This is a genomic window from Halorussus marinus, from assembly GCF_004765795.1.
In the GTDB taxonomy this organism is placed as follows: Archaea; Halobacteriota; Halobacteria; order Halobacteriales; family Haladaptataceae; genus Halorussus; species Halorussus marinus.
Window position 1 is genome coordinate 237794 of record NZ_SBIV01000001.1, and the last position, 19298, is coordinate 257091.

The 19298-nt window shown below is 70.1% G+C and carries 26 protein-coding genes; 13 read left to right on the forward strand and 13 right to left on the reverse strand.

The genetic code is table 11. The features are described 5' to 3' along the window. Positions 1 to 13 precede the first annotated feature (13 nt). A complete protein-coding gene (locus tag EPY72_RS01285; RefSeq protein ID WP_135805324.1) occupies positions 14 to 523 on the reverse strand; it encodes an SHOCT domain-containing protein in 510 nt (169 codons plus the stop codon). A 162-nt stretch (positions 524 to 685) separates the two neighbouring features. Then, a complete protein-coding gene (locus EPY72_RS01290; protein WP_135805325.1) occupies positions 686 to 2329 on the reverse strand; it encodes a formyltransferase family protein in 1644 nt (547 codons plus the stop codon). Between the two features lie 168 nt (positions 2330 to 2497). On the opposite strand from EPY72_RS01290, the gene purB reads away from it, so the two are divergent. Beyond that, a complete protein-coding gene (gene purB, locus EPY72_RS01295) occupies positions 2498 to 3886 on the forward strand; it encodes an adenylosuccinate lyase (RefSeq protein WP_135805326.1) in 1389 nt (462 codons plus the stop codon). A gap of 1 nt (position 3887) precedes the next feature. Here purB and EPY72_RS19145 read toward each other — a convergent pair whose 3' ends face one another. The 7 genes from EPY72_RS19145 to dapA are packed head-to-tail and all read right to left on the reverse strand — an operon-like array spanning position 3888 to position 9780. Continuing rightward, complete coding sequence (locus tag EPY72_RS19145) at positions 3888 to 4061, reverse strand: hypothetical protein (protein WP_167599438.1); 174 nt, start codon at positions 4059 to 4061, stop codon at positions 3888 to 3890. Positions 4062 to 4103: 42 nt separating this feature from the next. Beyond that, positions 4104 to 5189: a M20/M25/M40 family metallo-hydrolase gene (locus EPY72_RS01300; protein WP_134670777.1), complete on the reverse strand. Its 1086-nt coding sequence runs from the start codon at positions 5187 to 5189 to the stop codon at positions 4104 to 4106. After that, positions 5186 to 6031, reverse strand: a complete 846-nt coding sequence (dapF, locus tag EPY72_RS01305; RefSeq protein WP_135805327.1) for a diaminopimelate epimerase — start codon at positions 6029 to 6031, stop codon at positions 5186 to 5188. The genes EPY72_RS01300 and dapF overlap by 4 nt, the downstream gene beginning before the upstream one ends. Further along, a complete protein-coding gene (gene lysA, locus EPY72_RS01310; protein WP_135805328.1) occupies positions 6028 to 7260 on the reverse strand; it encodes a diaminopimelate decarboxylase in 1233 nt (410 codons plus the stop codon). Before lysA ends, dapF begins: the two co-directional genes overlap by 4 nt. 2 nt (positions 7261 to 7262) lie before the next feature. Then, complete coding sequence (locus EPY72_RS01315) at positions 7263 to 8096, reverse strand: 2,3,4,5-tetrahydropyridine-2,6-dicarboxylate N-succinyltransferase (protein WP_135805329.1); 834 nt, start codon at positions 8094 to 8096, stop codon at positions 7263 to 7265. Continuing rightward, positions 8093 to 8875 carry a 4-hydroxy-tetrahydrodipicolinate reductase gene (dapB, locus tag EPY72_RS01320; protein WP_135805330.1) on the reverse strand — a complete coding sequence of 261 codons (783 nt, stop codon included), beginning with the start codon at positions 8873 to 8875 and terminating at the stop codon, positions 8093 to 8095. Before dapB ends, EPY72_RS01315 begins: the two co-directional genes overlap by 4 nt. Beyond that, positions 8872 to 9780: a 4-hydroxy-tetrahydrodipicolinate synthase gene (gene dapA, locus EPY72_RS01325; RefSeq protein WP_135805331.1), complete on the reverse strand. Its 909-nt coding sequence runs from the start codon at positions 9778 to 9780 to the stop codon at positions 8872 to 8874. Before dapA ends, dapB begins: the two co-directional genes overlap by 4 nt. 251 nt (positions 9781 to 10031) lie before the next feature. Between dapA and EPY72_RS01330 the strand changes: the two genes are divergently transcribed. Then, the gene (locus tag EPY72_RS01330) at positions 10032 to 10700 is read left to right on the forward strand and encodes a metallophosphoesterase family protein (RefSeq protein WP_368280641.1); all 669 of its coding nucleotides are present in this window, start codon (positions 10032 to 10034) and stop codon (positions 10698 to 10700) included. A gap of 240 nt (positions 10701 to 10940) precedes the next feature. Further along, positions 10941 to 11438 carry a LabA-like NYN domain-containing protein gene (locus EPY72_RS01340; protein WP_134670770.1) on the forward strand — a complete coding sequence of 166 codons (498 nt, stop codon included), beginning with the start codon at positions 10941 to 10943 and terminating at the stop codon, positions 11436 to 11438. Here the strand turns inward: EPY72_RS01340 and EPY72_RS19150 are convergent. Then, a complete protein-coding gene (locus tag EPY72_RS19150) occupies positions 11435 to 11605 on the reverse strand; it encodes a hypothetical protein (protein ID WP_167599437.1) in 171 nt (56 codons plus the stop codon). The two genes, EPY72_RS01340 and EPY72_RS19150, sit on opposite strands and share 4 nt — an antisense overlap. A 171-nt stretch (positions 11606 to 11776) precedes the next feature. On the opposite strand from EPY72_RS19150, the gene EPY72_RS01345 reads away from it, so the two are divergent. The 4 genes from EPY72_RS01345 to EPY72_RS01360 all read left to right on the forward strand — a co-directional run bounded on the left by EPY72_RS01345 (position 11777) and on the right by EPY72_RS01360 (position 14330). Then, the gene (locus tag EPY72_RS01345) at positions 11777 to 12256 is read left to right on the forward strand and encodes a PUA domain-containing protein (RefSeq protein ID WP_134670769.1); all 480 of its coding nucleotides are present in this window, start codon (positions 11777 to 11779) and stop codon (positions 12254 to 12256) included. 72 nt (positions 12257 to 12328) lie between these two features. Then, positions 12329 to 12721, forward strand: coding sequence for a nascent polypeptide-associated complex protein (locus EPY72_RS01350; RefSeq protein ID WP_134670768.1), 393 nt, complete (start codon positions 12329 to 12331; stop codon positions 12719 to 12721). Further along, positions 12718 to 13437: a tRNA (adenine-N1)-methyltransferase gene (locus EPY72_RS01355; RefSeq protein WP_135805333.1), complete on the forward strand. Its 720-nt coding sequence runs from the start codon at positions 12718 to 12720 to the stop codon at positions 13435 to 13437. The genes EPY72_RS01350 and EPY72_RS01355 overlap by 4 nt, the downstream gene beginning before the upstream one ends. 86 nt (positions 13438 to 13523) lie before the next feature. Continuing rightward, positions 13524 to 14330 (forward strand): formyltransferase family protein, encoded by an 807-nt coding sequence (locus EPY72_RS01360; RefSeq protein WP_134670766.1) that lies wholly within the window; start codon positions 13524 to 13526, stop codon positions 14328 to 14330. 172 nt (positions 14331 to 14502) lie between these two features. Here the strand turns inward: EPY72_RS01360 and EPY72_RS01365 are convergent, their stop codons facing one another. After that, positions 14503 to 14814 carry a transcription factor S gene (locus EPY72_RS01365; protein ID WP_134670765.1) on the reverse strand — a complete coding sequence of 104 codons (312 nt, stop codon included), beginning with the start codon at positions 14812 to 14814 and terminating at the stop codon, positions 14503 to 14505. A gap of 204 nt (positions 14815 to 15018) precedes the next feature. Here EPY72_RS01365 and EPY72_RS01370 point away from each other — a divergent pair, with 204 nt between their 5' ends. The 5 genes from EPY72_RS01370 to EPY72_RS01390 are packed head-to-tail and all read left to right on the forward strand — an operon-like array spanning position 15019 to position 17220. Beyond that, positions 15019 to 15300, forward strand: a complete 282-nt coding sequence (locus tag EPY72_RS01370; protein WP_134670764.1) for a 50S ribosomal protein L44e — start codon at positions 15019 to 15021, stop codon at positions 15298 to 15300. Between the two features lie 2 nt (positions 15301 to 15302). Next, entirely contained in the window at positions 15303 to 15476 is a 174-nt protein-coding gene (locus EPY72_RS01375; protein ID WP_134670763.1) for a 30S ribosomal protein S27e, read from the forward strand. Beyond that, positions 15473 to 16273, forward strand: a complete 801-nt coding sequence (locus EPY72_RS01380) for a translation initiation factor IF-2 subunit alpha (RefSeq protein WP_135805334.1) — start codon at positions 15473 to 15475, stop codon at positions 16271 to 16273. The genes EPY72_RS01375 and EPY72_RS01380 overlap by 4 nt, the downstream gene beginning before the upstream one ends. After that, positions 16274 to 16456: an RNA-protein complex protein Nop10 gene (locus EPY72_RS01385; RefSeq protein ID WP_134670761.1), complete on the forward strand. Its 183-nt coding sequence runs from the start codon at positions 16274 to 16276 to the stop codon at positions 16454 to 16456. Between the two features lie 5 nt (positions 16457 to 16461). Next, positions 16462 to 17220 (forward strand): proteasome assembly chaperone family protein, encoded by a 759-nt coding sequence (locus EPY72_RS01390; RefSeq protein WP_134670760.1) that lies wholly within the window; start codon positions 16462 to 16464, stop codon positions 17218 to 17220. A 12-nt stretch (positions 17221 to 17232) separates the two neighbouring features. On the opposite strand, the gene EPY72_RS01395 is transcribed toward EPY72_RS01390, so the two are convergent. After that, a complete protein-coding gene (locus tag EPY72_RS01395) occupies positions 17233 to 17772 on the reverse strand; it encodes a DUF7344 domain-containing protein (RefSeq protein ID WP_134670759.1) in 540 nt (179 codons plus the stop codon). A 145-nt stretch (positions 17773 to 17917) separates the two neighbouring features. On the opposite strand from EPY72_RS01395, the gene EPY72_RS01400 reads away from it, so the two are divergent. Further along, entirely contained in the window at positions 17918 to 18484 is a 567-nt protein-coding gene (locus tag EPY72_RS01400) for a J domain-containing protein (protein WP_134670959.1), read from the forward strand. On the opposite strand, the gene EPY72_RS01405 is transcribed toward EPY72_RS01400, so the two are convergent. Further along, positions 18477 to 19259, reverse strand: coding sequence for a DUF7839 domain-containing protein (locus tag EPY72_RS01405; RefSeq protein WP_135805335.1), 783 nt, complete (start codon positions 19257 to 19259; stop codon positions 18477 to 18479). The two genes, EPY72_RS01400 and EPY72_RS01405, sit on opposite strands and share 8 nt — an antisense overlap. Between the last annotated feature and the right edge of the window lie 39 nt (positions 19260 to 19298).

Consider the following 19298-nt stretch of genomic DNA (forward strand, 5'->3'; position numbering starts at 1 on the left):
AACGGCGCTCGGGCTACCGCTCGAACTCCCGTTCGAGTTCGCGGAGCTCGCGGTCGATTCGATCCTCGCTCGTCGTCTCGTCTTCCAGCAGTTCCCGGAGCCGGCGCTCGTATTCGAGTTCGGTGATCTCGCCGTCGACATACTCGCGTTTGAGCGCCTCGATCCGGTCCTCGGTGGTGGGCTCGAACCGGTCGGCGAGCCCGTACTCGCGGGCGTCCCCGGAGACGCGCTCGACCCCGCGGGCCACCCGGGCGAGTCGCTCGTCACGGGGGAGCGACGCCCGTCGGACGGCCGCGACCGAAGTCCCGATCAACAACAGGAACGAGAGCACGCCGACGAACCCGGCCGCGAGGAGGTACGGCGCGGCGGCGTCGAGCGCGACGAACACCAGCGGCGCGGTGCCGGTCGCTCCCGCGAGCGCCGAGGCGACCGCCAGCAGGCCGAACGCCGCGAGGCCGGCGATCGCGAACAGCGAGAGGGCGAAGGCCCCGAGGAGGAGCGAGACCCGTCGATCCATAGCCATCACCGTCGTTTGGGGCGGCGCGTACTTGAGTCCGTTCGTGCGATCGCCGCCCGCCGCCCGGAAGCCGTCGAGACTCCGTCGGCCGCGAGTCGATCGATCCCGTTCGCGAGGCGTCGAGCGCCCCGACCGGGACCGTCGCGTGACCGGTCACAGCGGGGCGGTTCAGTCGTGTCTGAAACACCGCGTCCCGGTGAACACCATCGCCATGTCGCGTTCGTTCGCGGTCTCGATCACGTCGTCGTCGTTGACCGACCCGCCCGGCTGGATCACGGCCTCGATGCCCGCCTCGGCGGCGGCCTCGATGGCGTCCGGGAACGGGAAGAAGGCGTCGCTCGCCATCACCGCGCCCTCGGCGGACTTGCCCTCGGCGTCGCTGTCGGCCTTCATCTTCGCGATCTCGACGGCGTCGACGCGGCTGACCTGTCCCGCGCCCACGCCGACCGTCTCGGTGCCGTCGGCGAACACGATCGCGTTGGACTTGACGTGCTTGATGGTCTGCCACGCGAACAGCAGGCTCTCGTACTGGTCGTCGGTCGGCTCGCGGTCGGTGACGACGTCGAGGTCGTCCCGGGTCGGCGCCTGCAGGTCGCGCTCCTGGACGAGTCGACCCCCGACGAGGTCCTTCTCGGTGGTCGGCTCGGTGACGTCGCCCAGTTCGCCGTCGGTCCCGCCCGCGCCGCTCGCGGAGACGTCGAGCACTCGGAGGTTGTCCTTCTCGAAGAGCACCGCTCGGGCGTCGTCGTCGTACCCGGGCGCGACCACGACCTCCTTGAACGAGTCGACGACCAGCTCGGCGGTGGCCCGATCGCAGGTGCGGTTCAGCGCGACGATGCCGCCGAACGCGCTCTTGGGGTCGGTCGCGAGCGCGCGGTCGTAGGCGTCGGCGAGCGTCTCGGCGGTGGCACACCCCGCGGGGTTGGTGTGTTTGATGACCGCGGCGGCCGGCCGGTCGAACTCCTTGACGAGGTTCAGGGCGGCGTCGGCGTCGTTGTAGTTGTTGTACCCCATTCCCTTGGCGCCCTCGTTGCGTTGGGGGGCGTCGACGACGCTGGCCTCCTCGCAGGTCGCGTCGGCGTACAGCGCGGCGTCCTGATGGGGATTCTCGCCGTATCGCAACTCGGCCGCGCGGTCGGCGGTTTCGACTCGCCGGGCGGGGAACTGCCCGCCGGCGTCGCCCTCGACTCGGACCTCGCCCGCCGCCTCGTCGACGGTCGCGCGGCCCTCGGCGAACCACTTCACGGCGCGCGGGTAGGCCTTGAACTCGCCCTCGGAGAGGACCCGGTCTTTGAGCGACTCGCGGTCGTCGCCGTCGTAGATCGGAACCGGCTCCTGGGTCACGATCGGACCGGCGTCGACCTCGGACTCGACGACGTCCCCCTCGTCGTCGGTCGCGTCGGTGACGACGTGGACGGTACACCCCGTCACGGAGACCCCGGCGTCGAGCGCGTCGCCCCACGCGTCGGTCCCGGGGAACGACGGGAGCAGCGAGGGGTGGACGTTCAGCGTCGTCGGCGCCGCATCGAGGAAGGTGTCCGAGAGGATGCGCATGTAGCCGTCGAGACAGATCAGGTCCGCGCCGTGGCCGTCGAGCGCGTCGAGGACGCGGCGCTCGTGGTCCCGGCGCGACTCGTCGTCGCGGGGTTCCACGACCTCGGTCGGGATGTCGCGCTCGTCGGCGTCGGCCAGCACGGGCGCGTCCGCGTCGGTGGTTACCACGACGCCGATCTCGGCCCCGCCGGGCGCGAGGTCGTCGAGTCGGAGGAGGTTGCGACCGCGATTCCCGGCCAGTCCCGCGATTCGTGTCATACCCGAACGAGCGCCCGCCGCGGCAAAAGAATTTGCGGTTGCGAACCGACTAATACCCACCAACGTGTATATCAATGACCCATTTGTCGCCTCCCATCCCGGCTACTGTGCACGAGCGTGCGTTCTGCGACCGATACGCTTTTTGCCCGCGCACGGACACTCACTGTCATGAACTCCCTGTACGCGGTTTCGCCGCTCGACGGCCGGTACGCCGGTCGAACCGAACCCCTCCGCGAGTACGCCAGCGAGGCCGCGCTGATGCGGGCCCGCGTCCGGGTCGAGGTCGAGTACCTCCTCGCGCTGGCGGACCTCGACGCGACCCCGCTCGAACTCGACGCCGCGGACCGATCGGACCTCCGGGCCCTCTACGAGGGGTTCGACGAGGCCGACGCCGGGCTGATCAAGCGGATCGAGACCGAGGGGTACGGCGACTACGCCGCGACCAACCACGACGTGAAGGCCGTCGAGTACTTTGTGCGCGAGCACCTCCCCGAGGGGTCCGAGGCCGCCTCGTGGATCCACTTCGGGCTCACGAGCGAGGACGTGAACAACCTCGCTCACCGCCTGCTCGTCCGGGGCGCGGTCGACGACGTGCTCGTGCCACAACTCCACGCGGTCCGGGACGCGCTCGCGGACTTCGCCCGCGAGCACCGCGACGTGCCGATGCTCGCCCGGACCCACGGCCAGCCCGCTACGCCGACGACGTTCGGCAAGGAGATGGCGGTGTTCGCCTCGCGGCTCGGGCGAGCGATCGGCCGCGTGAAGGCCGCCACCGAGGAGCTAGAGGGCAAGCTCGCGGGCGCGTCGGGCACCTACGCCGCCCACGTCGCCGCCTACCCCGACGTCGATTGGCCCGGCTTCGCCCGGGAGTTCGTCGCCGAACTGGGCTTCGAGCAGGCGCCGCTGACCACGCAGGTCAACCCCTGCGACGATCTGGCGGCGCTGTTCGACGCCCTTCGGGGCGCGAACAACGTCCTGCTCGACCTCGATCGGGACGCGTGGCGCTACGTCAGCGACCGCTACCTCGGCCAGGAGGCCGCCGCGGGCGAGACCGGCTCGTCGACGATGCCCCACAAGGTCAACCCGATCGACTTCGAGAACAGCGAAGGCAACCTCTCGAAGGCCAACTCGGATCTGGTCTTTCTGGGCGACTACGTGACCGAGTCGCGCCTCCAGCGGGACCTCTCGGACTCGACGGTCAAGCGGAACGTCGGCGCGGCGTTCGCCTACTGCCTGCTGGGGTATCTCAAGCTCCGGGACGGCCTCTCGAAGGTGGTCCCCAACGAGCAGGTGATGGCCGAGGAGCTCGAAGCCACCCCCGAGGTCATCGGCGAGGCCGTCCAGACCATCCTCCGGCGCGAGGGCCACGACGACGCCTACGAGCGCGTCAAAGCGCTGACCCGCGGCCGGCGCGTGACGCTGGAGGACTTCCGCGAGCTGTTCGAGGAGTTAGCCGTCGACGAGGACACCCGCGAGGAACTGCTCGCGCTGACGCCTGCCGGTTACACGGGCGTCGCGAGCGACATGGTCGACGCGCTCGACGCCGCCGACCGGTAGCTCACCCGAGCCAGCGGTCGAGCGCGAACAGCGACCCGATGAGCACGGAGACCCCGAGCAGGTACGGGCCGACCGTCGCCAGCGTCCCGGTGGTCGCGGCGCCGGCGACCGCCACCCCGACGAGTAGCGCCGCGGCGCCGAACCCCTTCGAGAGCGTCGTCGAGTCGGCCGCCATGTCCGGATGGGAGTGTCGACGGCTAATAAGTCCCGCCGGTCCTCAGCCGACCAGCGACGAGAGCGCCGTCTCGACCGCCTCGGCCGCTCGCTCGACCTCGCTCGCGCGGACGTACTCGCGGGGCGCGTGGGCGACCGCGCCCTCGTCGTCGGCCAGCGCGCCCGGTCCGAACACCACGGTCGGCGCCCGGTCGGCGAAGTAGGCGGCCTCGGTCGCCGCGCCGAACGGCCGGACCGCCCCGCCGCTGGCCGCGGCGAGCGCGCGTACGATCTCGGCGTCGGCGGGCGTCTCGAACGCCTCCAGAAACGGCATCTTCCACTCCGGGAGCGACACGTCGACGCCCGCGCCGTCGGGCGCGCGCTCGCGGAGGTGTGCCTCCAGCGCCGCCCGGAACCCCTCGGGGGTCTCGGGCGGGACGCTCCGGCGGTCGACCACGACCGAACACGTCGCCGGGACCTGATTCGCGGCCGAGCCCCCCTCGACGGTCGTCGGCGTCAGCGTGGGCGCCCCGAGCAGTTCGGTGGGATCGGGCGTCCCCTCGCGGTCGCCGAAGTCGTCGAACGACGAGAGCAGGTCGCCGGCCACCCGCACGGCGTTGACCCCCGATTCGGGCTCGGCGGCGTGGGCGCTCGCGCCCGCGACCTCGACGGTCGCCTGAAATCGGCCCTTCGCGGCGGTGCAGACGTCGAGTTCGGTCGGTTCGCCGACCACGAACGCGTCCGGGTCGGGATCGAACGAGAGCGCGCGGGCGCCCGCGGTCTCGGTCTCCTCGTCTGGCGTGACCGCGAGGGTCACCCGACCGCGCTCGGGGTCGGTCCGGAGGAAGGCCGCGAGCAGGGCGGCAAGCGGGCCCTTCGCGTCGCAGGCGCCCCGGCCCCGGATCACGTCGCCCGAGTCCCGGGCGTACTCGACGTGGGGCGGGACGGTGTCGATGTGGGTGTTGAGGACGACGTGCGGGCCGGACTCGCCCGACTCGCGGACCGCGAGGGTGTTGCCCGCCTGGTCGACCCGGGGGACGACCCCGCCGGCTTCGAGGGTCTCGACCAGCAGGTCGCGCATCTCGGTCACGTCGTCGTGTGAGGGCGTCCGGACGGCGTCTTCGAGGAACGCGACGGGGTCGAAGCTCACGCCTCGCCCACCCGGCGCGGCTCCGGGGTCGTGGTGACCTCGCCGTCGAACTCCCGCTCGGTCGGGCCGGTGAGGGTCGCCCGGCCGTCCCGGAAGGTCACGTCGAGGCGGCCGCCCGGCGGGTGGACCGCGACCGAGGGGTCGGTCGTCCGGCCGAGGCGTCGGGCCGCCACCGCGATGGCGACCGCGCCCGTCCCGCACGAGCGGGTCTCGCCCTCGACGCCGCGCTCGAAGGTCCGTTGGTCGAACCCGCCGTCGGGCCGGGGCGCGGCGAGGTTGACGTTCGCGCCCTCCGGGAAGACGTCGGCGTGTCGGACCGCGGGCGCGACCGCGTCGAGGTCGACCGCGTCCACGTCGTCGACGAACGCCACGGCGTGGGGGACCCCGGTGTTGACCGCGGTGAGTTCGAGGCCTTCGATCTCCTCGGCGACGAGCGGGTCGTCCCGGGCGGCCGGGACCGCCGCGGGGTCGAAGGTGGGCTCGCCCATCTCGATGGTGACCGCGCCGTCGCTGATCTCGGCCCGGCGAGTCCCGGCCTGCGTGTCGAGCATGATCCGGTCGGCACCGGTCCGCTCGGCCGCCCACTTGGCGGCACACCGCGCCCCGTTGCCACACATCGCGGCGGTCGAGCCGTCGGGCTGGACCAGCGTCATCACCGCCCGGGGCGGCGAGAACTGGGGTTCCAGCGCCAGAAAGAGGACGCCGTCGGCCCCGACGCCCTCCGTCGACGCGGGGTCACAGACCGCCCGCGCGAACGCCGCCCTGTCGGGGACGTACTCGTCTGCGTCTACAATTACGAAATCGTTGCCGGTGCCGTGGTACTTCTGGTACGCGATGCTCATCTGTTGGTCTCCATCCTCGTCACGTCCGCCATCGTTTCGCGTCGCCGCGCCACCCGGGCCGAGCCGCCGTCGAGGACGACCGAGGCGGGGCGGGGACGGGAGTTGTACTGGCTCGCCATCTCGTAGCCGTAGGCGCCGGCGTTACCGATCGCGAGCAGGTCGCCGCGCTCGGGGGCCGCGAGGTCGTGGTCGCCGAAGGTGTCGGCGCTCTCACAGACCGGGCCGGCGACCGTGACCGCCCGGTCGGGGCGGTCGGCGCCCGCGGCCGAGAGGTTCCGTATCGCGTGGTGAGCGTCGTAGATCGCGGGCCGGGCGAGGGTCGTCATCCCCGCGCCGACGCCGACGACCGTCGCGGTCGGCGCCTCCTTGACCGTGTTGACCGCGGTGAGCAACACCCCGGCGTCGGCGACGAGATACCGGCCGGGCTCGACCGCGAGGGTCGCCTCGACCGCACCGAGCGCCTCGCGGGTCGCCGCCGCGACCGAGTCGAGGTCGAGCGGTTGCTCGTCGGGGCGGTAGGGCACGCCGAAGCCCCCGCCGACGTCCACGAACTCCAGTCCGCCGACCTCGCGGGCGAGGTCGCCCATCCGGGCCACCAGTTCGCGGTGGGCCGAGAGGTCCTCGCCCGAGATGCCGCTCCCGGCGTGGGCGTGGAGCCCCACGACGTCGAAATCCGCGCGCGCCGACGCGACGAGTTCGGGGACGTCGTCGTAGGGCACGCCGAACTTGGCGTCGGCGCCGGTCGCCACCTTCTCGTGGTGGCCCGCCCCGACGCCCGGGTTCACCCGAACGCAGAGCCGGCCGTCGTAGCCGCGCTCGGCGAGCCGTTCGACGGTGTCGGGCGCGCCCGCCGTGATCGTGACGCCCGGATTCTCGGCGGCGAGGTCGACCGCCCGGTCGAGGTCCGCGTCCGGGGGGTTCACCGCGGTGTACTGGACGCGCTCGCCCGGCACGCCGGCGTCGAGCGCGCGCCGGAGTTCGCCGGGCGAGGCGCACTCGACGCCCGCGCCCTCCTCGGCGAGCGCCCGGAGCGCCGGCCGGACGGTGTTGGCCTTCGCGGCGTAGTGGACCTCGGCGTCGGGGAACGCGGCCGCCATCCGGCGATAGTTCCGCCGGACGCGGTCCAGATCGAGCACGTAGAGCGGGGTCCCGTGCTCGTCGGCCAGTTCCGCGAGCCGGTCGGCCGACCAGTCGGCGAGCCGTCGTACCGGTGGATCGTCACGTTCCATGGTCACTCCCTGAGCGCCTCCTCGCGCTCGACGCCGTCGAGCGTGGTCTCCTGTACGTCCGTTGCGACGACCGCCGGCTTGAAAGCTCCGCCGTCGAACAGGTCGTGGTCCCCGACCGACGACTCCACGAACCGGGTGAACGCCCGGCGCTCGGGCGGGAGTCGGCCGTACAGAACCTCCTCCTCGACGAGGTCGTACACCGGGATTCGGGGGGTCAGTAAGGTGTTCTCCCCGACGACCGAGTCCTCGCCGACGACGAACCCGGAGGTGACCCGACAGCCCGCGCCGAGCGAGACGCCGTCCTCGATCACGACCGGCGCGCTCTCGACCGGTTCGAGCACGCCGCCGATCAGCGTGTTCGCGCCGAGTTTCACGTCCGCGCCGATCTGGGCGCAGGACCCGACCGTGTCACAGGAGTCGATCAGCGTACCGTCGCCGACGGACGCCCCGATGTTGACGAAACTCGGGCTCATCATGATGCAGTCGGCGCCCAGGTAGGCGCCCCGCCGGATCACGGTGCCGTCGGGGGTGTTGCGGGTCCCCCGGTCGGCGAGATCGTCGGTCGCCCGGAGGGGCAACACGTCGTGGTGGGTCACGCCGCCGTACTCGCGGCCCTCGGTCTCTCGGAGCCCGAAGTTCAGCAGGATGCCACGCTTGACCCACTCGTTTGCCTCCCAGTCGCCGCCGCACTTCTCTGCGGCCCGGACCTCGCCGGTTTCGAGCGCGGTCAGAAACGCGTCGAGGGTCTCGCGCTCGCTCCGGCCCGCGCTCGCGGCCGAGAGGTCGCCCGCGTCGTAGCGCTCCCAGAGGTCGCCGATCTCGGCATCGAGGCTCATCGGTCCCCCTCCACGACCTCGGCGAAGTCGTACCGGCCGGGCTCGCGGCCCGCGACCCACGCCGCGGCGTCGAGCGCGCCCTCGGCGAACACGCCCCGGTCTCCAGCGCGGTGGGTCAGCCGAAGTTCCTCGCCGTCGCCCGCGAGCAGGACCTCGTGCTCGCCGTCGACCGACCCCGCACGCCGGGCGTGGACCCCGATCTCGCCGTCCTCGCGGGGGGCCTCGCCCTCCCGGCCGTGGACGCGCTCGGCGGGGGCGGCCGACTCGCGGGCGTCGTCGATGGCGTCCACGATCGCGTTCGCGGTCCCGCTCGGGGCGTCGCGCTTGGCGTTGTGGTGGGTCTCGGTCACTTCGGCGTCGTAGCCCGGCAGGCCGGCGACCGCCGCCTCGACCGCCGACAGTAGCGCCTGCACGCCCCGCCCGAAGTTCGACGCTCGCAAGACCGGGGCACGATCGGCCGCGGCCCGGAGCGCTCGCTCGCCCTCGGCGTCGAAGCCGGTGGTTCCGACCACGCTCGCGACGCCGGCGTCGGCGGCCGCATCGACGTACTCCAGACTGCTCGCGGGGACCGTGAAATCGACGAGCGCGTCGGGCGAGCGATCGGCGAGCAACTCGCGGAGATCGTCGGCGGGGTCGAGCGCGGTCCCGGCGATCGGGCCGTCGCCGGGATCGCGGGAGACGGCGAACGCGACTGACACGTCCTCGCGGGCGCTCGCGGCGTCGAGCACCGCCCGGCCCATCCGGCCGGTCGCGCCCGTGACTGCGACATCGACACTCATGGGTGTACCTCACTCGGTTCGCCCTCTAATTCCCCGAGGATACCCGCAAGTTCTGCCCGATTACGATCCGAGAGGCGGGTCAACGGCGACCGCACCGCGGCCGGGCCGTACCCCCGAATCTCCATCGCCTCCTTCACCGGGATGGGGTTGGTCTCGGCGAACAGCGCGCGGAACAGCGGCGCGAGCGCCTCGTGGTGGTGGCGCGCCCGCTCGAACTCGTCGTCGCGGGCGGCCGCGACCATCGCCGAGACCCGTTCGGGCTCGACGTTGGCGGCGACGCTGATGGTCCCGGTCGCACCGAGCGACAGCGTCGGGAGCGTGAGGAAGTCGTCGCCAGACAGGACCGAGAACGCCCGATCTCGGGTGCGCTCGATCACCTCGCCGATCCGCCCGAGGTCGCCGCTCGCGGCCTTGTAGCCCGCGACGTTCTCGTGGTCGGCCAGCGACTCGACGGTCTCGATCGGGACGGGTCGGCCGGTCCGGGACGGGACGTTGTAGACGATCTGGGGGACGTCGAGCTCGTCGGCGATCGTTCGGTAGTGGCGCTCGATCCCCGCCGGCTCGGGCTTGTTGTAGTACGGCGAGATGAGCAACAGCGCGTCGGCGCCGGCGTCGACCGACCGCCGGGCGAGCTCGAGCGCCTCGCGGGTGGCGTTGCTCCCCGCACCCGCGACGACGGGCACGTCGACGGCGTCGGCGACCGTCGCCACCACCTCGACGTGCTCGTCGTGGGTGAGGGTCGCGCTCTCGCCGGTCGAGCCGACCGGGACGAAGCCGTCGACGCCGGCGGATTCGAGGCGTCGAGCGTCGGCTCGGAGCTGTTCGAAGTCGATGCTGTCGTCGGGGCCGAAGGGCGTCGTCATCGCGGGGTACACCCCGCTGAACGGATCTGTGGGTCGTGTCATCGTGGTGAGTCGGGCCGGTGTGCGCGCGGTGCGAGAACGAGAGTGGCCCGGGACGGGTCGCCACGCCGCCGCGGACCTGCTAGTACCGGCGTTTTGTGCCTGTCAGCCCGACGAACTCGACCGCCCCACCGGCGGCTGGCGAGCCGAACGTGCCAGCCGCGGCGGCGACGGATTCCATATCCGGCACGGCGGTCGCGCCGAACTTAACTCTTTTGACCCGCGAACCGACGGCTCCGGAGAGTCGGGGTTTTATCAACTCTCCGGACCAACGAAACGTGATGCTCGTTCTCGGAGACGCTCACGCCGACGACCCCGACAATCGGCGCGGGCTCTTTGCGGCCTACCGGGCGGCCGACGCGGACGTCGCCCTCCAGCTCGGCGACCTGCTCTACTACGACCTGCCGATTCCGACCTACTTCATCGCCGGCAACAACGAGGACTTCGACGTCATCGACGCGCTCCGGAACGGCCGGGTCGACAGCGAACGGGTCACCAACGCCACCCTGCTCGCGGGCTCGACCGCGGACGTCGGGGGAGTGACGGTCGGCGGGCTCTCGGGCAACTACGCCCCGACCCAGTACGAACGCCCGCGGCCGAACCTCCTCGGCGAGCGCCGGCGCCACTTCGTGAGCGACGACGTCGAACAGGCAAAACAACTCGGCGACGTGGACGTGCTCTTGCTCCACGAGGCACCCCACGGCCTGCCGGTCACCGAAGACTACGAGGTCGGCTGTGACCACATCGACGAACTGGTCGACGAACTCGACCCCGACCTCTGTCTCGTCGGCCACCACCACGAGCACGCCGAGGGGACCCGCGGAGACACCCGCCTCGTCAGCCTCGCGCCCGCGTGGGAGAGCTACTACACCCTCGATCCCGACACGCTCGAACTGACCCGCCACGAGACCCCCTCGGCGTGATCGGCCGCGACGGGCGACTCGCGGGGACACTCGCTTCGTCAGCCTCGCGCCAGCGTGGGAGAGCTACTACACCCTCGATCCCGACACGCTCGAACTGACTCGGTACGATACTGCGAGCGAAGCGACCGAGAGAGTGAGGCAGGTTTTTGATCGAGCCGTTGCAAGGGCGGCGCTCTCGTGGGCCGCCCCACCCCGGTCGAGGGCTTACCCTTTTTATTACGGGGCGTTCCAACTGTGTCTATGACCGAGATCCATCCGAATCAACGGGTCGCCGTCCTCGCGGACGCACAGAACCTCTATCACACGGCCCAGAGCGTCTACAGTCGGAATATCGACTACTCCGCGCTGCTCGAAAAGTCCGTGCAGGGCCGCGAGCTCACCCGGGCGATCGCCTACGTGATTCAGGCCGACAGTCCGGACGAAGAGCGGTTCTTCGAGGCGCTCGAGGACATCGGGTTCGAGACCAAGATCAAGGAGCTCAAGACGTTCGGCGACGGGTCGAAGAAGGCCGACTGGGACGTGGGGATGAGCCTCGACGCGGTGACGCTGGCCAACCACGTCGATTCGGTGATCCTCTGTACGGGCGACGGCGACTTCTCGCGGCTCTGCTCGCACCTCCGCCACGAGGGCGTCCGGACCGAAGTCACCAGCTTCGCCGAGTCGACGTCCGAAGAACTGCTTTCGGCCGCCGACGCATTCATCGACATGTCCGAGCGGCCCGAGACGTTCCTGCTCTAAACCGGGCGGCCGTCCTCGTCGGCGGTGCCCGAGAGGAGCGCGCCGCCCGCCATCAGGAGGACGGCGACCGACGAGAGCAGGTACGTCGTGGTGGTCTGTGTGGTCGAGATCGCGAAGACGATCGCGCCGGCCGCGAGGACGAGCGCCAGGCCGAGGTTCGCTTTCATTGTAGCCGCGAGTAATCGCTCCACGATTATAAATCTCGCCGTAACCGCCGGGAGAGAGCGTGATTAATCATTATATTGGTCTGGCATGTCTCGGTGTGTGATAGCAAACAACACACAATCGGGTCGGCCGAGAGCCAAGGCTTTTCGCGGCCCGCCCCGAACTCGCGGCCAATGAGTTCGACCGAGGATCTCCCCTCGCTCCGGACGACCGCGGACTACCAGTTCGGGGCGGGCGCAGGCGCCGCGCTGTTTCCCGCCGAGGCCGACCTCGAAGTGCGACGCTCCTCGTCGGGGCGGCCCCAGCAGGTCGTCGCGACCGACGGCCGGATCGTCACCTACGGCACCGACGGCCGATTCACGCTGGGTCTCGCCGGCGGCCGACGGCTCCTCGACGCCCTTGAGGCGCCCGCGGGTCGGGTCGTCGTCGGCGACGAGAGCGAACCGTTCGTCCGCGAGGGCAAGAACGTCTTCGCGAAGTTCGTCTCGGCGGTCGACCCCGACGTCCGGCCCGGCGACGAGGTCGCGATCGTCCACGAGGCCGACGGCGACCTCCTCGGCGTGGGCCGGGCGGAGCTGTCGGCCGACGCGATGGCCGACTTCGACACCGGGATGGCCGTGATGGTCCGCGAGGGCGCGGTCGACGCCGAGTGAACCCGGCATTCCGGTCGCCCGACGCCGGCGCGGTCCAACACGCTTATCCTCCCGGCTTCCGACGGTTCGAGTATGTTCGGAGGAGGCGGCGGTGGGCTCGACCCCCGCAAGATGCAGCAGATGATGAAGCAGATGGGCATCGACGTGGACGAACTGGACGCCGAGGAGGTAATCATCCGCAAGTCCGACGGCGAGGAGCTGGTGTTCGAGAACCCGGACATCACCGTGATGGACGCCCGCGGACAGGAGACCTACCAGGTCGTCGGCGAGCCCGAGTCCCGCGAGGCGAGCGCCGGCGCAGTCGAGTCCGGCGACGCCGAGGAGACGGACGCCGCGTCGGGCGACATTCCTGACTCGGACGTCGAGCTCGTCGCCCAACGGACGGGCGCGAGCCAGGACGACGCCCGCGAGGCGCTCGAGGCGACCGACGGCGACCTCGCGGCCGCGGTCGAGCGCCTAGAGTGACCGTCCTGCTCGTCCACGGCGACCGGGAGTACCTCCGGGACCCGGGCGAGGAGCTCCAGACCGACCTCGGGGTCCTCGACGTGCCCGAAGACGTCGAGTCGGGCGACACGCTCGAGACCCATCTCGGCGAACCCTTCGAGGTGCGCGAGCTCCGCGGCCCGGACCTGTTCAACCACTTCGAGCGCACCGGCGCGCCGATGATGCCCCGCGACGTGGGGCTTGTCGTCGGCCACACGGGCGTCGCACACGGGGACCGCGTGCTCGACGCCGGCACCGGGACCGGCGTGCTGTCGGCGTTCCTCGCCCGGGCGGGCGCCGACGTGACGACGTTCGAGCGCGACCCGGAGTTCGCCGAGGTCGCGCGCGAGAACATGGTGCTTGCGGACGTCGCCGACTCGGTCGACGTGCGTGCGGGCGACGTTCTCGACCGGCTCGACGACCTCGGGGGGTTCGACGTGCTCACCCTCGACACCGCCGACGCCGACGAGGTCGTGGCCCGGGCGCCCGACCTGCTCGTCCGTGGCGGCTTCGTCGCGGTGTACTCGCCGTTCGTCGAGCAGACCCGCGAGGTCGTCGAGGCCGCCCGCGAGGCGGGGCTCGGCGAGATCCGGACCTTCGAGACGATCCAGCGCGAGATGGACTTCGACGACCGGGGCTCGCGACCCTCGACCGCCGGCGTCGGCCACACCGGCTACCTGACGTTCGCGCGCCGATAGCCCACGGGCGTAGGCCGGGCGAACGCGCGGTAGGCCGCCTATAACAAAGTCCGTCGCGGCCCTCGTTTTCGACACCTATCGCTTTCATGACGGGCACACAGCTACGGGTCGGCCTGTTGGTTCGAGGCTTCGACGTTCCGGCGTGGCAGGCGCGCGCGATCGAGGCGATGCTCGCCCGGACGGACGCGACAGTCACGCACCTGATCGTCCAGCGCGACTCGACCGGCGCCGGCGAGCGCGGACTCGCCGACGCGCTCCGGCGGGTCCGCGAGAACCCGACGTGGGCGCCGGTCAGCATCGCGCTCAGGCTCGGGAGGCTCCCCGAGCACTTCCGGCCGCGCTCGCTCTCCTCGATCGCGGGGCTGGGCGATCCCGAGGTCGTCGAGTGCGACCCCGAGCCGGCGTCGGACTTCGGCAACGTGTTGCCGCCGGCCGGCGTCGACGCGCTCGATGCCACCGACGTGGCGGTCCGGTTCGCGTTTGGCATCCTCAAAGGCGACGCGCTCGACGCGCCCGACCGGGGCGTGTTGAGCTTCCACCACGGCGATCTCAGGGAATATCGCGGCCAACCCTGCGGGTTCTGGGAGTTCCTCAACGGCGAGGACGCGGCGGGCGTCACGCTCCAGCGGCTCACCGAGACCCTCGACGGGGGCGAGATGGTGGCCTACGAGCCGGTCGACATCCGCGACGCCCGGACGTGGCCGGAGGTCCGACGCCGACTGTTCGACGTCTCCGACGACGTGCTGGTCTCGGGCATCGAGCGCGTCGCGGCGGGCGCCGACCCCCACTCGCCCGAGGAGGTCGGCGATCTCTACACCATCCCCGAAGGCGAGGACGTGCTCAAGTACGTCCTGAAAGAGGGGCGAGGACGGGTCGCGAACGCGGTCGAGTGAGGCGTCGCTCGGCCCGCGAATTAAAGATCGCGCGCTCGGCTGATCTTCGACCGTCGCACTCCGAAATCACCGCGAGCGACCGGAGGGAGCGAGCGGACCGAGGAGCCCCCGAAGGGGGTGACGACGTGTTTTTGATCGAGCGTTTGCAAGCGAGCGCAGCAAAAGGTCGTCGCTAATTATCGTCCTCGCGCCACTTGTGCTCGCACTCGGTGCAGATGAAAAAGCGCGTCTCGCTCTCGTCGGCCGCCCGGATCTGTTGCATGTACCACCGGGCGCGATCGTGGCCACATTCCGGGCAGTGGGCCTCGGTGGTCGGCAGTGCGCTGTTCTCGCCGCCGGACTCGATGACCTCGCTGATCTCCTGGTCTTCGGTCACGACGTAGTTGGCCTCGGGGTCTTTCGGCGTCTTGTTGCCACAGCTCCCACAGACCCACAGTTCGTCCTCGGCTTTCATCATCGAACCGCACTCGTCACAGAACTCCATTCTTGGTCCGGCGTAGCGGGCGCGGTAAGTTAAGCGACCTGCTTTACCCCTCGCGCTCCGACTGGTAGGGCTCGCCGACCGCTTTCGGGGGTACGGTGTCGTCGCGTTCGTCGCGAACCCGGCGTCGAGTCCGGGGTCCGAGACGGTCGCGAACCAAACGGGTTTTAAGCCCCGCGACGTAAACTCGCGGTAAGGTAGATATCTATGCAGATGCCACGACGCTTCAATACGTACTGCCCCCACTGCAAAGCCCACGAAGAACACGAGGTCCAGAAGGTCCGGACGGGTCGCTCGACCGGCATGAAGTGGGACCAGCGCAAGCAACGCGAGGGGAGTAAGGGTATCGGCAACCGCGGTCGGTTCTCGAAGGTGCCCGGTGGCGACAAGCCCACCAAGAAGACCGACCTCAAGTATCTGTGCAGCGAGTGTGGCAAGGCCCACCTCCGCGAGGGATGGCGCGCCGGCCGACTGGAGCTTCAGGAGTAACAATGGCAGGTAACTTCTACACCGTCGAATGTCCCGACTGCGACAACGAACAGACCGTCTTCGACAAGGCCGCGACCGAGGTCGCCTGCGCGGTCTGTGGCGCGACGCTCGCCCGACCCACCGGCGGGAAGGCCGACATCGAAGGCGAAGTGACTGAGACCGTTCAGGCCCGATGAAATACAGCGGCTGGCCCGAACCCGGCGAACTCGTCGTCGGCAAGATCGACGAGATCGAGGACTTCGGCGTGTTCGTCGACCTCGACGAGTACGAGGACAAGCGCGGGCTCATCCACGTCAGCGAGGTCGCGAGCGGGTGGATCAAGAACATCCGCGACCACGTCAACGAGGGCCAGACGGTCGTCTGCAAGGTGCTGGAAGTCGACGAGAGCGCCCAGCAGATCGACCTCTCGCTGAAAGACGTCAACGACCACCAGCGCTCCGAGAAGATCCAGGAGTGGAAAAACGAGCAGAAGGCCGACAACTGGATGACGCTGGCGTTCGGCGAGGACGTCTCCGACGAAAAGTACGCGTCGGTCGCCAACGAACTCATCGCGGCGTTCGGGAGCCTCTACGACGGGTTCGAGCAGGCCGCGATCCACGGCCACGAGGAACTCGACGAGGTCGACATCACCGACGAGGAGCGCGACCGGATCGTCGAGACCGCCCGCGAGAACGTCTCGGTGCCGTACGTCACGGTCACGGGGTACGTCGACCTCGAGAGCCCGGACGGCGACGGCGTCGACGACGTGAAAGAGGCGCTTCAGGCCGCCGAGGGGAACGGCGACATCCCCGGCGAGATCGACCTCGAAGTGACGTACGTCGGCGCGCCCGAGTACCGGATCCGGGTGCGGGCGCCCAACTACAAGACCGCCGAGTCCCAACTCGAAGAGAGCGCGGCCCGCGCGGAGTCGGCGATCGAGTCGCTGGGCGGTACCGCGTCGTTCCACCGCGAGCGACAGACCGACGACGAGTAGATGAAATCCGACATCCGCGTCTGTTCGGCGTGGCGCGAGGAACACGACCGACCGCGGTACACCCTTTCTCCGAGCTGTCCCGACTGCGGAGCCGACGCCGTCAACACCGCGCCCGCGCCGTTCAACCCCGAGGACCCCTACGGCGAGTACCGACGGGCACTTAAGGAGCGCGCCCGCGAGTAAGCCACATGGACGAGATCGACATCGAGGTCGTCGCGGACCCACAGCTCCGGGACCCCGTCTTCGTCGAGGGGCTCCCGGGCGTGGGCCACGTCGGAAAGCTCGCGGCCGAACACCTCCTCGAAGAGAAAGAAAGCGAGGTCGTCCGCCGGGTGTACTCCGAGCACTTCCCGCCGCAGGTCGGGATGAACGAGGACGGCACGACCGACCTCGTCTGCGCGACGGTCCACGCGGTCGAACTCGCGGATCGGGACCTGCTAGTGCTGACCGGCGACCAGCAGGCCGGCGACAACGCGGGCCACTACCGGGTCACCGACGCCTTTCTCGACGTGGCCGAGTCGTTCGACGCCGAGGCCGTCTACGCGCTCGGGGGTGTCCCGACCGGCGAGCTCGTCGAGGAGTACGCGGTTCTGGGCGCCGCCACCGACGCCGAGTTCGTCGAGGAGCTCCGCGAGGTCGGCGTCGAGTTCCGCGAGGACGAGCCCGCCGGCGGTATCGTCGGGACCAGCGGCCTGTTGCTCGGGCTCGGCGAGCGCCGCGGGCTCCGGGCGGCCTGCCTGATGGGCGAGACGAGCGGCTACCTCGTCGACCCCAAGAGCGCACAGGCGGTCCTCGAAGTGCTCGAAGACGTGCTCGGCTTCGAGATCGCGTTCGACGCCCTGGAGGAGCGAGCCGACGAGATGGAGGACGTGGCGAACAAGATCCAGGAGATGGAGAGCCAGCAGAACGCGATGGCGACCGACGAGAACCTCCGGTACATCGGCTGATTTTCGCCGCCCCTACGAGTCGAAGACCCGTCGCTTTCGCTCGGTGTAGGCGTGGTAACTCGCAGACAGCCCTACCAGCACGAGAAAGTACCACGCCCAGAAGGTCGTGGTGAACGACGAGACGAACGCCAGGTCGAACTGGACCGCCGACAGCGTCGCGAGCCCGAGCGCGCTCACCCCGAGGTAGTAGGTCGCCCACGAGATGTCGCCCTCGGGGACGACCTCCATGTACACCTCCACCTCCTCGACCCGGTCGCGGAGTTCGAGCAGTTGCTCGCGTTGATCGTAGTCGACAATATCGAGTTCGTCTAGCTTCGGGAGGTGTGTCTGGTGAAGTGACACGTAGACGCTCTTGCGGACATCTCTGGGGGGCGGCGACTCCCCGGTCTCGACCGCGGCGATGTGCTCGGCCAGCGCGTCGACCGACAGCGTCTCGTCGACGTCTCTGAGGTGCTGAATCGCGTGTCGTCGCCGGTCGTTACGGAGGACGTTGTGGATCTCGCTCGGGTCGAGGGTCCGCTCGTTGTCCGCGTCTGCATCTCGTAGTGTCATTGTTCGGTACGACAGTGCCGACCTGACATGTGCCGTTGAGTGCATCCAGTGCTACGACCATTAATGTTGCCATTATTTCTATACGTACCGAGTAGAAACTATTTGCGAGAGATTCTTTACGATACAGGACGTAGCGACGGCCGTGTTGCCCGAATGGCTGGTCGTCGGACTCTGGCTGTCCGGCGCTATCGGGGCGCTCATCGCCGGCATCTTCGTGGCCGGAGCGCGACTGTATCCGACCGAACCGACCCGCCCGACCGCGACCGGCGAGGGGCGGCGTCGGACCGAGATCCGCCAGTACCTCTCGACCATCGGCGAGGCGTTCGCCGAGGACCACTTCGTCGAGGGCCAACACGTCGCGTTCTACCTCCCGGAGCGCGACGTGGCGATCACCTTCGACGCCCGGGCGTACTTCCGGATAGAGCACTCGCCGACCCGCGCCGTCCTCGTCGAACACGAGATGCCCGGGATGCACCTCGGCGACCGACTCCCGTTCGAGACCCCGGAGGTGGCGGGCGAAGACGACGACCGACTCGACCCGCGTGAGGCGGCGTTCGCGGTGCTCGGCGTCTCGCCGGGCGCGAGCGCTCCCGAGGTGAAACGGGCCTACCGCGAGAAGGTAAAGGAGGTCCACCCGGACCACGGCGGCGACCGCGAGCGGTTCCAGCGGGTCCGGGAGGCGTACACGACCGCCCGGAAGCGAGTCAGCTGAGATCCGACACCTCGTAGGTGACGTTGCCGTCCCGGAGCGCGTCGGTGACCCGACCGACGACGTCGGCGGTGACGACCACCACCGCGTCGAGCCCGCGGTCGGCGGCCGCGGCCGCGACCTCCCCGGCGGCGAACGTCGTGGCGGGCTCACGGTCGGCGCGTCCGAGCGCCACGACGGCCTCGACGCCCGTGGCCGCCACCAGATCGGCCGACTCGCAGGCGGCCGCCAGCGCGTCGGCGTCGGTCGCGCCGGCTCCGCCCGACCGGACGGGCGGGACCTGATAGACGGTCACGGTGCCGGGCTCGAAGTCGATGATTCCCTCGAAGCCGGTGACCCCCACGTCCGCGCCGGCCTCGGCGTCGGTGGTCGCGGCGCCGGTCGCCGGCCCCGTCTCGCCCGGACTCGCGTGGAGCAGTCCCTCCGAAAGCGTGAGAGTCACCGTCTGGCCCTCCTCGATGTCGTCGGTCGCGATCGCGGCCTCCTCCCTGACGCTCCCGAGGATGTCTTCGGTGACCCGGTCGGCGTACCGGCGCACGTCGGTCGCCTCCTGGAGGAGCCAGTCGACGCCCTCCTTGGTGACGCTGTAGCGCGACCGACCCTCCTTCTCGACGAGTCCGTCCTCGACCAGCGCGCGGATGTACTCGCTGACCGCCTGACTCGTCACGCCGACCGCCTCGGCGATCTCGCCCTGACTCACCGCGGGCTGGCGCTCCGCGATCTCCGCGAGGATGCGAAACCGGGTGGCGGCGCGCTTGTTCTCCAGAACGTCGGACATGTCCGAAACTGGCGGGCGGGACGGTAAAAATCCCCGCGG

What these genes read in the sequence shown, in the direction of transcription:
- lysA (WP_135805328.1), bottom strand. Translation starts at nt 7,260, where the DNA reads ATGGAACGTGACGATCCACCGGTACGACGGCTCGCCGACTGGTCGGCC.
- EPY72_RS01395 (WP_134670759.1), bottom strand. Translation starts at nt 17,772, where the DNA reads ATGACACTACGAGATGCAGACGCGGACAACGAGCGGACCCTCGACCCG.
- EPY72_RS01385 (WP_134670761.1), top strand. Translation starts at nt 16,274, where the DNA reads ATGAAATCCGACATCCGCGTCTGTTCGGCGTGGCGCGAGGAACACGAC.
- EPY72_RS19150 (WP_167599437.1), bottom strand. Translation starts at nt 11,605, where the DNA reads ATGAAAGCGAACCTCGGCCTGGCGCTCGTCCTCGCGGCCGGCGCGATC.
- EPY72_RS01340 (WP_134670770.1), top strand. Translation starts at nt 10,941, where the DNA reads ATGACCGAGATCCATCCGAATCAACGGGTCGCCGTCCTCGCGGACGCA.
- EPY72_RS01380 (WP_135805334.1), top strand. Translation starts at nt 15,473, where the DNA reads ATGAAATACAGCGGCTGGCCCGAACCCGGCGAACTCGTCGTCGGCAAG.
- EPY72_RS01370 (WP_134670764.1), top strand. Translation starts at nt 15,019, where the DNA reads ATGCAGATGCCACGACGCTTCAATACGTACTGCCCCCACTGCAAAGCC.
- EPY72_RS01285 (WP_135805324.1), bottom strand. Translation starts at nt 523, where the DNA reads ATGGCTATGGATCGACGGGTCTCGCTCCTCCTCGGGGCCTTCGCCCTC.
- dapF (WP_135805327.1), bottom strand. Translation starts at nt 6,031, where the DNA reads ATGAGCATCGCGTACCAGAAGTACCACGGCACCGGCAACGATTTCGTA.
- EPY72_RS01360 (WP_134670766.1), top strand. Translation starts at nt 13,524, where the DNA reads ATGACGGGCACACAGCTACGGGTCGGCCTGTTGGTTCGAGGCTTCGAC.
- EPY72_RS01375 (WP_134670763.1), top strand. Translation starts at nt 15,303, where the DNA reads ATGGCAGGTAACTTCTACACCGTCGAATGTCCCGACTGCGACAACGAA.
- EPY72_RS01345 (WP_134670769.1), top strand. Translation starts at nt 11,777, where the DNA reads ATGAGTTCGACCGAGGATCTCCCCTCGCTCCGGACGACCGCGGACTAC.
- purB (WP_135805326.1), top strand. Translation starts at nt 2,498, where the DNA reads ATGAACTCCCTGTACGCGGTTTCGCCGCTCGACGGCCGGTACGCCGGT.
- dapA (WP_135805331.1), bottom strand. Translation starts at nt 9,780, where the DNA reads ATGACACGACCCACAGATCCGTTCAGCGGGGTGTACCCCGCGATGACG.
- dapB (WP_135805330.1), bottom strand. Translation starts at nt 8,875, where the DNA reads ATGAGTGTCGATGTCGCAGTCACGGGCGCGACCGGCCGGATGGGCCGG.
- EPY72_RS19145 (WP_167599438.1), bottom strand. Translation starts at nt 4,061, where the DNA reads ATGGCGGCCGACTCGACGACGCTCTCGAAGGGGTTCGGCGCCGCGGCG.
- EPY72_RS01390 (WP_134670760.1), top strand. Translation starts at nt 16,462, where the DNA reads ATGGACGAGATCGACATCGAGGTCGTCGCGGACCCACAGCTCCGGGAC.
- EPY72_RS01315 (WP_135805329.1), bottom strand. Translation starts at nt 8,096, where the DNA reads ATGAGCCTCGATGCCGAGATCGGCGACCTCTGGGAGCGCTACGACGCG.
- EPY72_RS01290 (WP_135805325.1), bottom strand. Translation starts at nt 2,329, where the DNA reads ATGACACGAATCGCGGGACTGGCCGGGAATCGCGGTCGCAACCTCCTC.
- EPY72_RS01405 (WP_135805335.1), bottom strand. Translation starts at nt 19,259, where the DNA reads ATGTCCGACGTTCTGGAGAACAAGCGCGCCGCCACCCGGTTTCGCATC.
- EPY72_RS01350 (WP_134670768.1), top strand. Translation starts at nt 12,329, where the DNA reads ATGTTCGGAGGAGGCGGCGGTGGGCTCGACCCCCGCAAGATGCAGCAG.
- EPY72_RS01365 (WP_134670765.1), bottom strand. Translation starts at nt 14,814, where the DNA reads ATGGAGTTCTGTGACGAGTGCGGTTCGATGATGAAAGCCGAGGACGAA.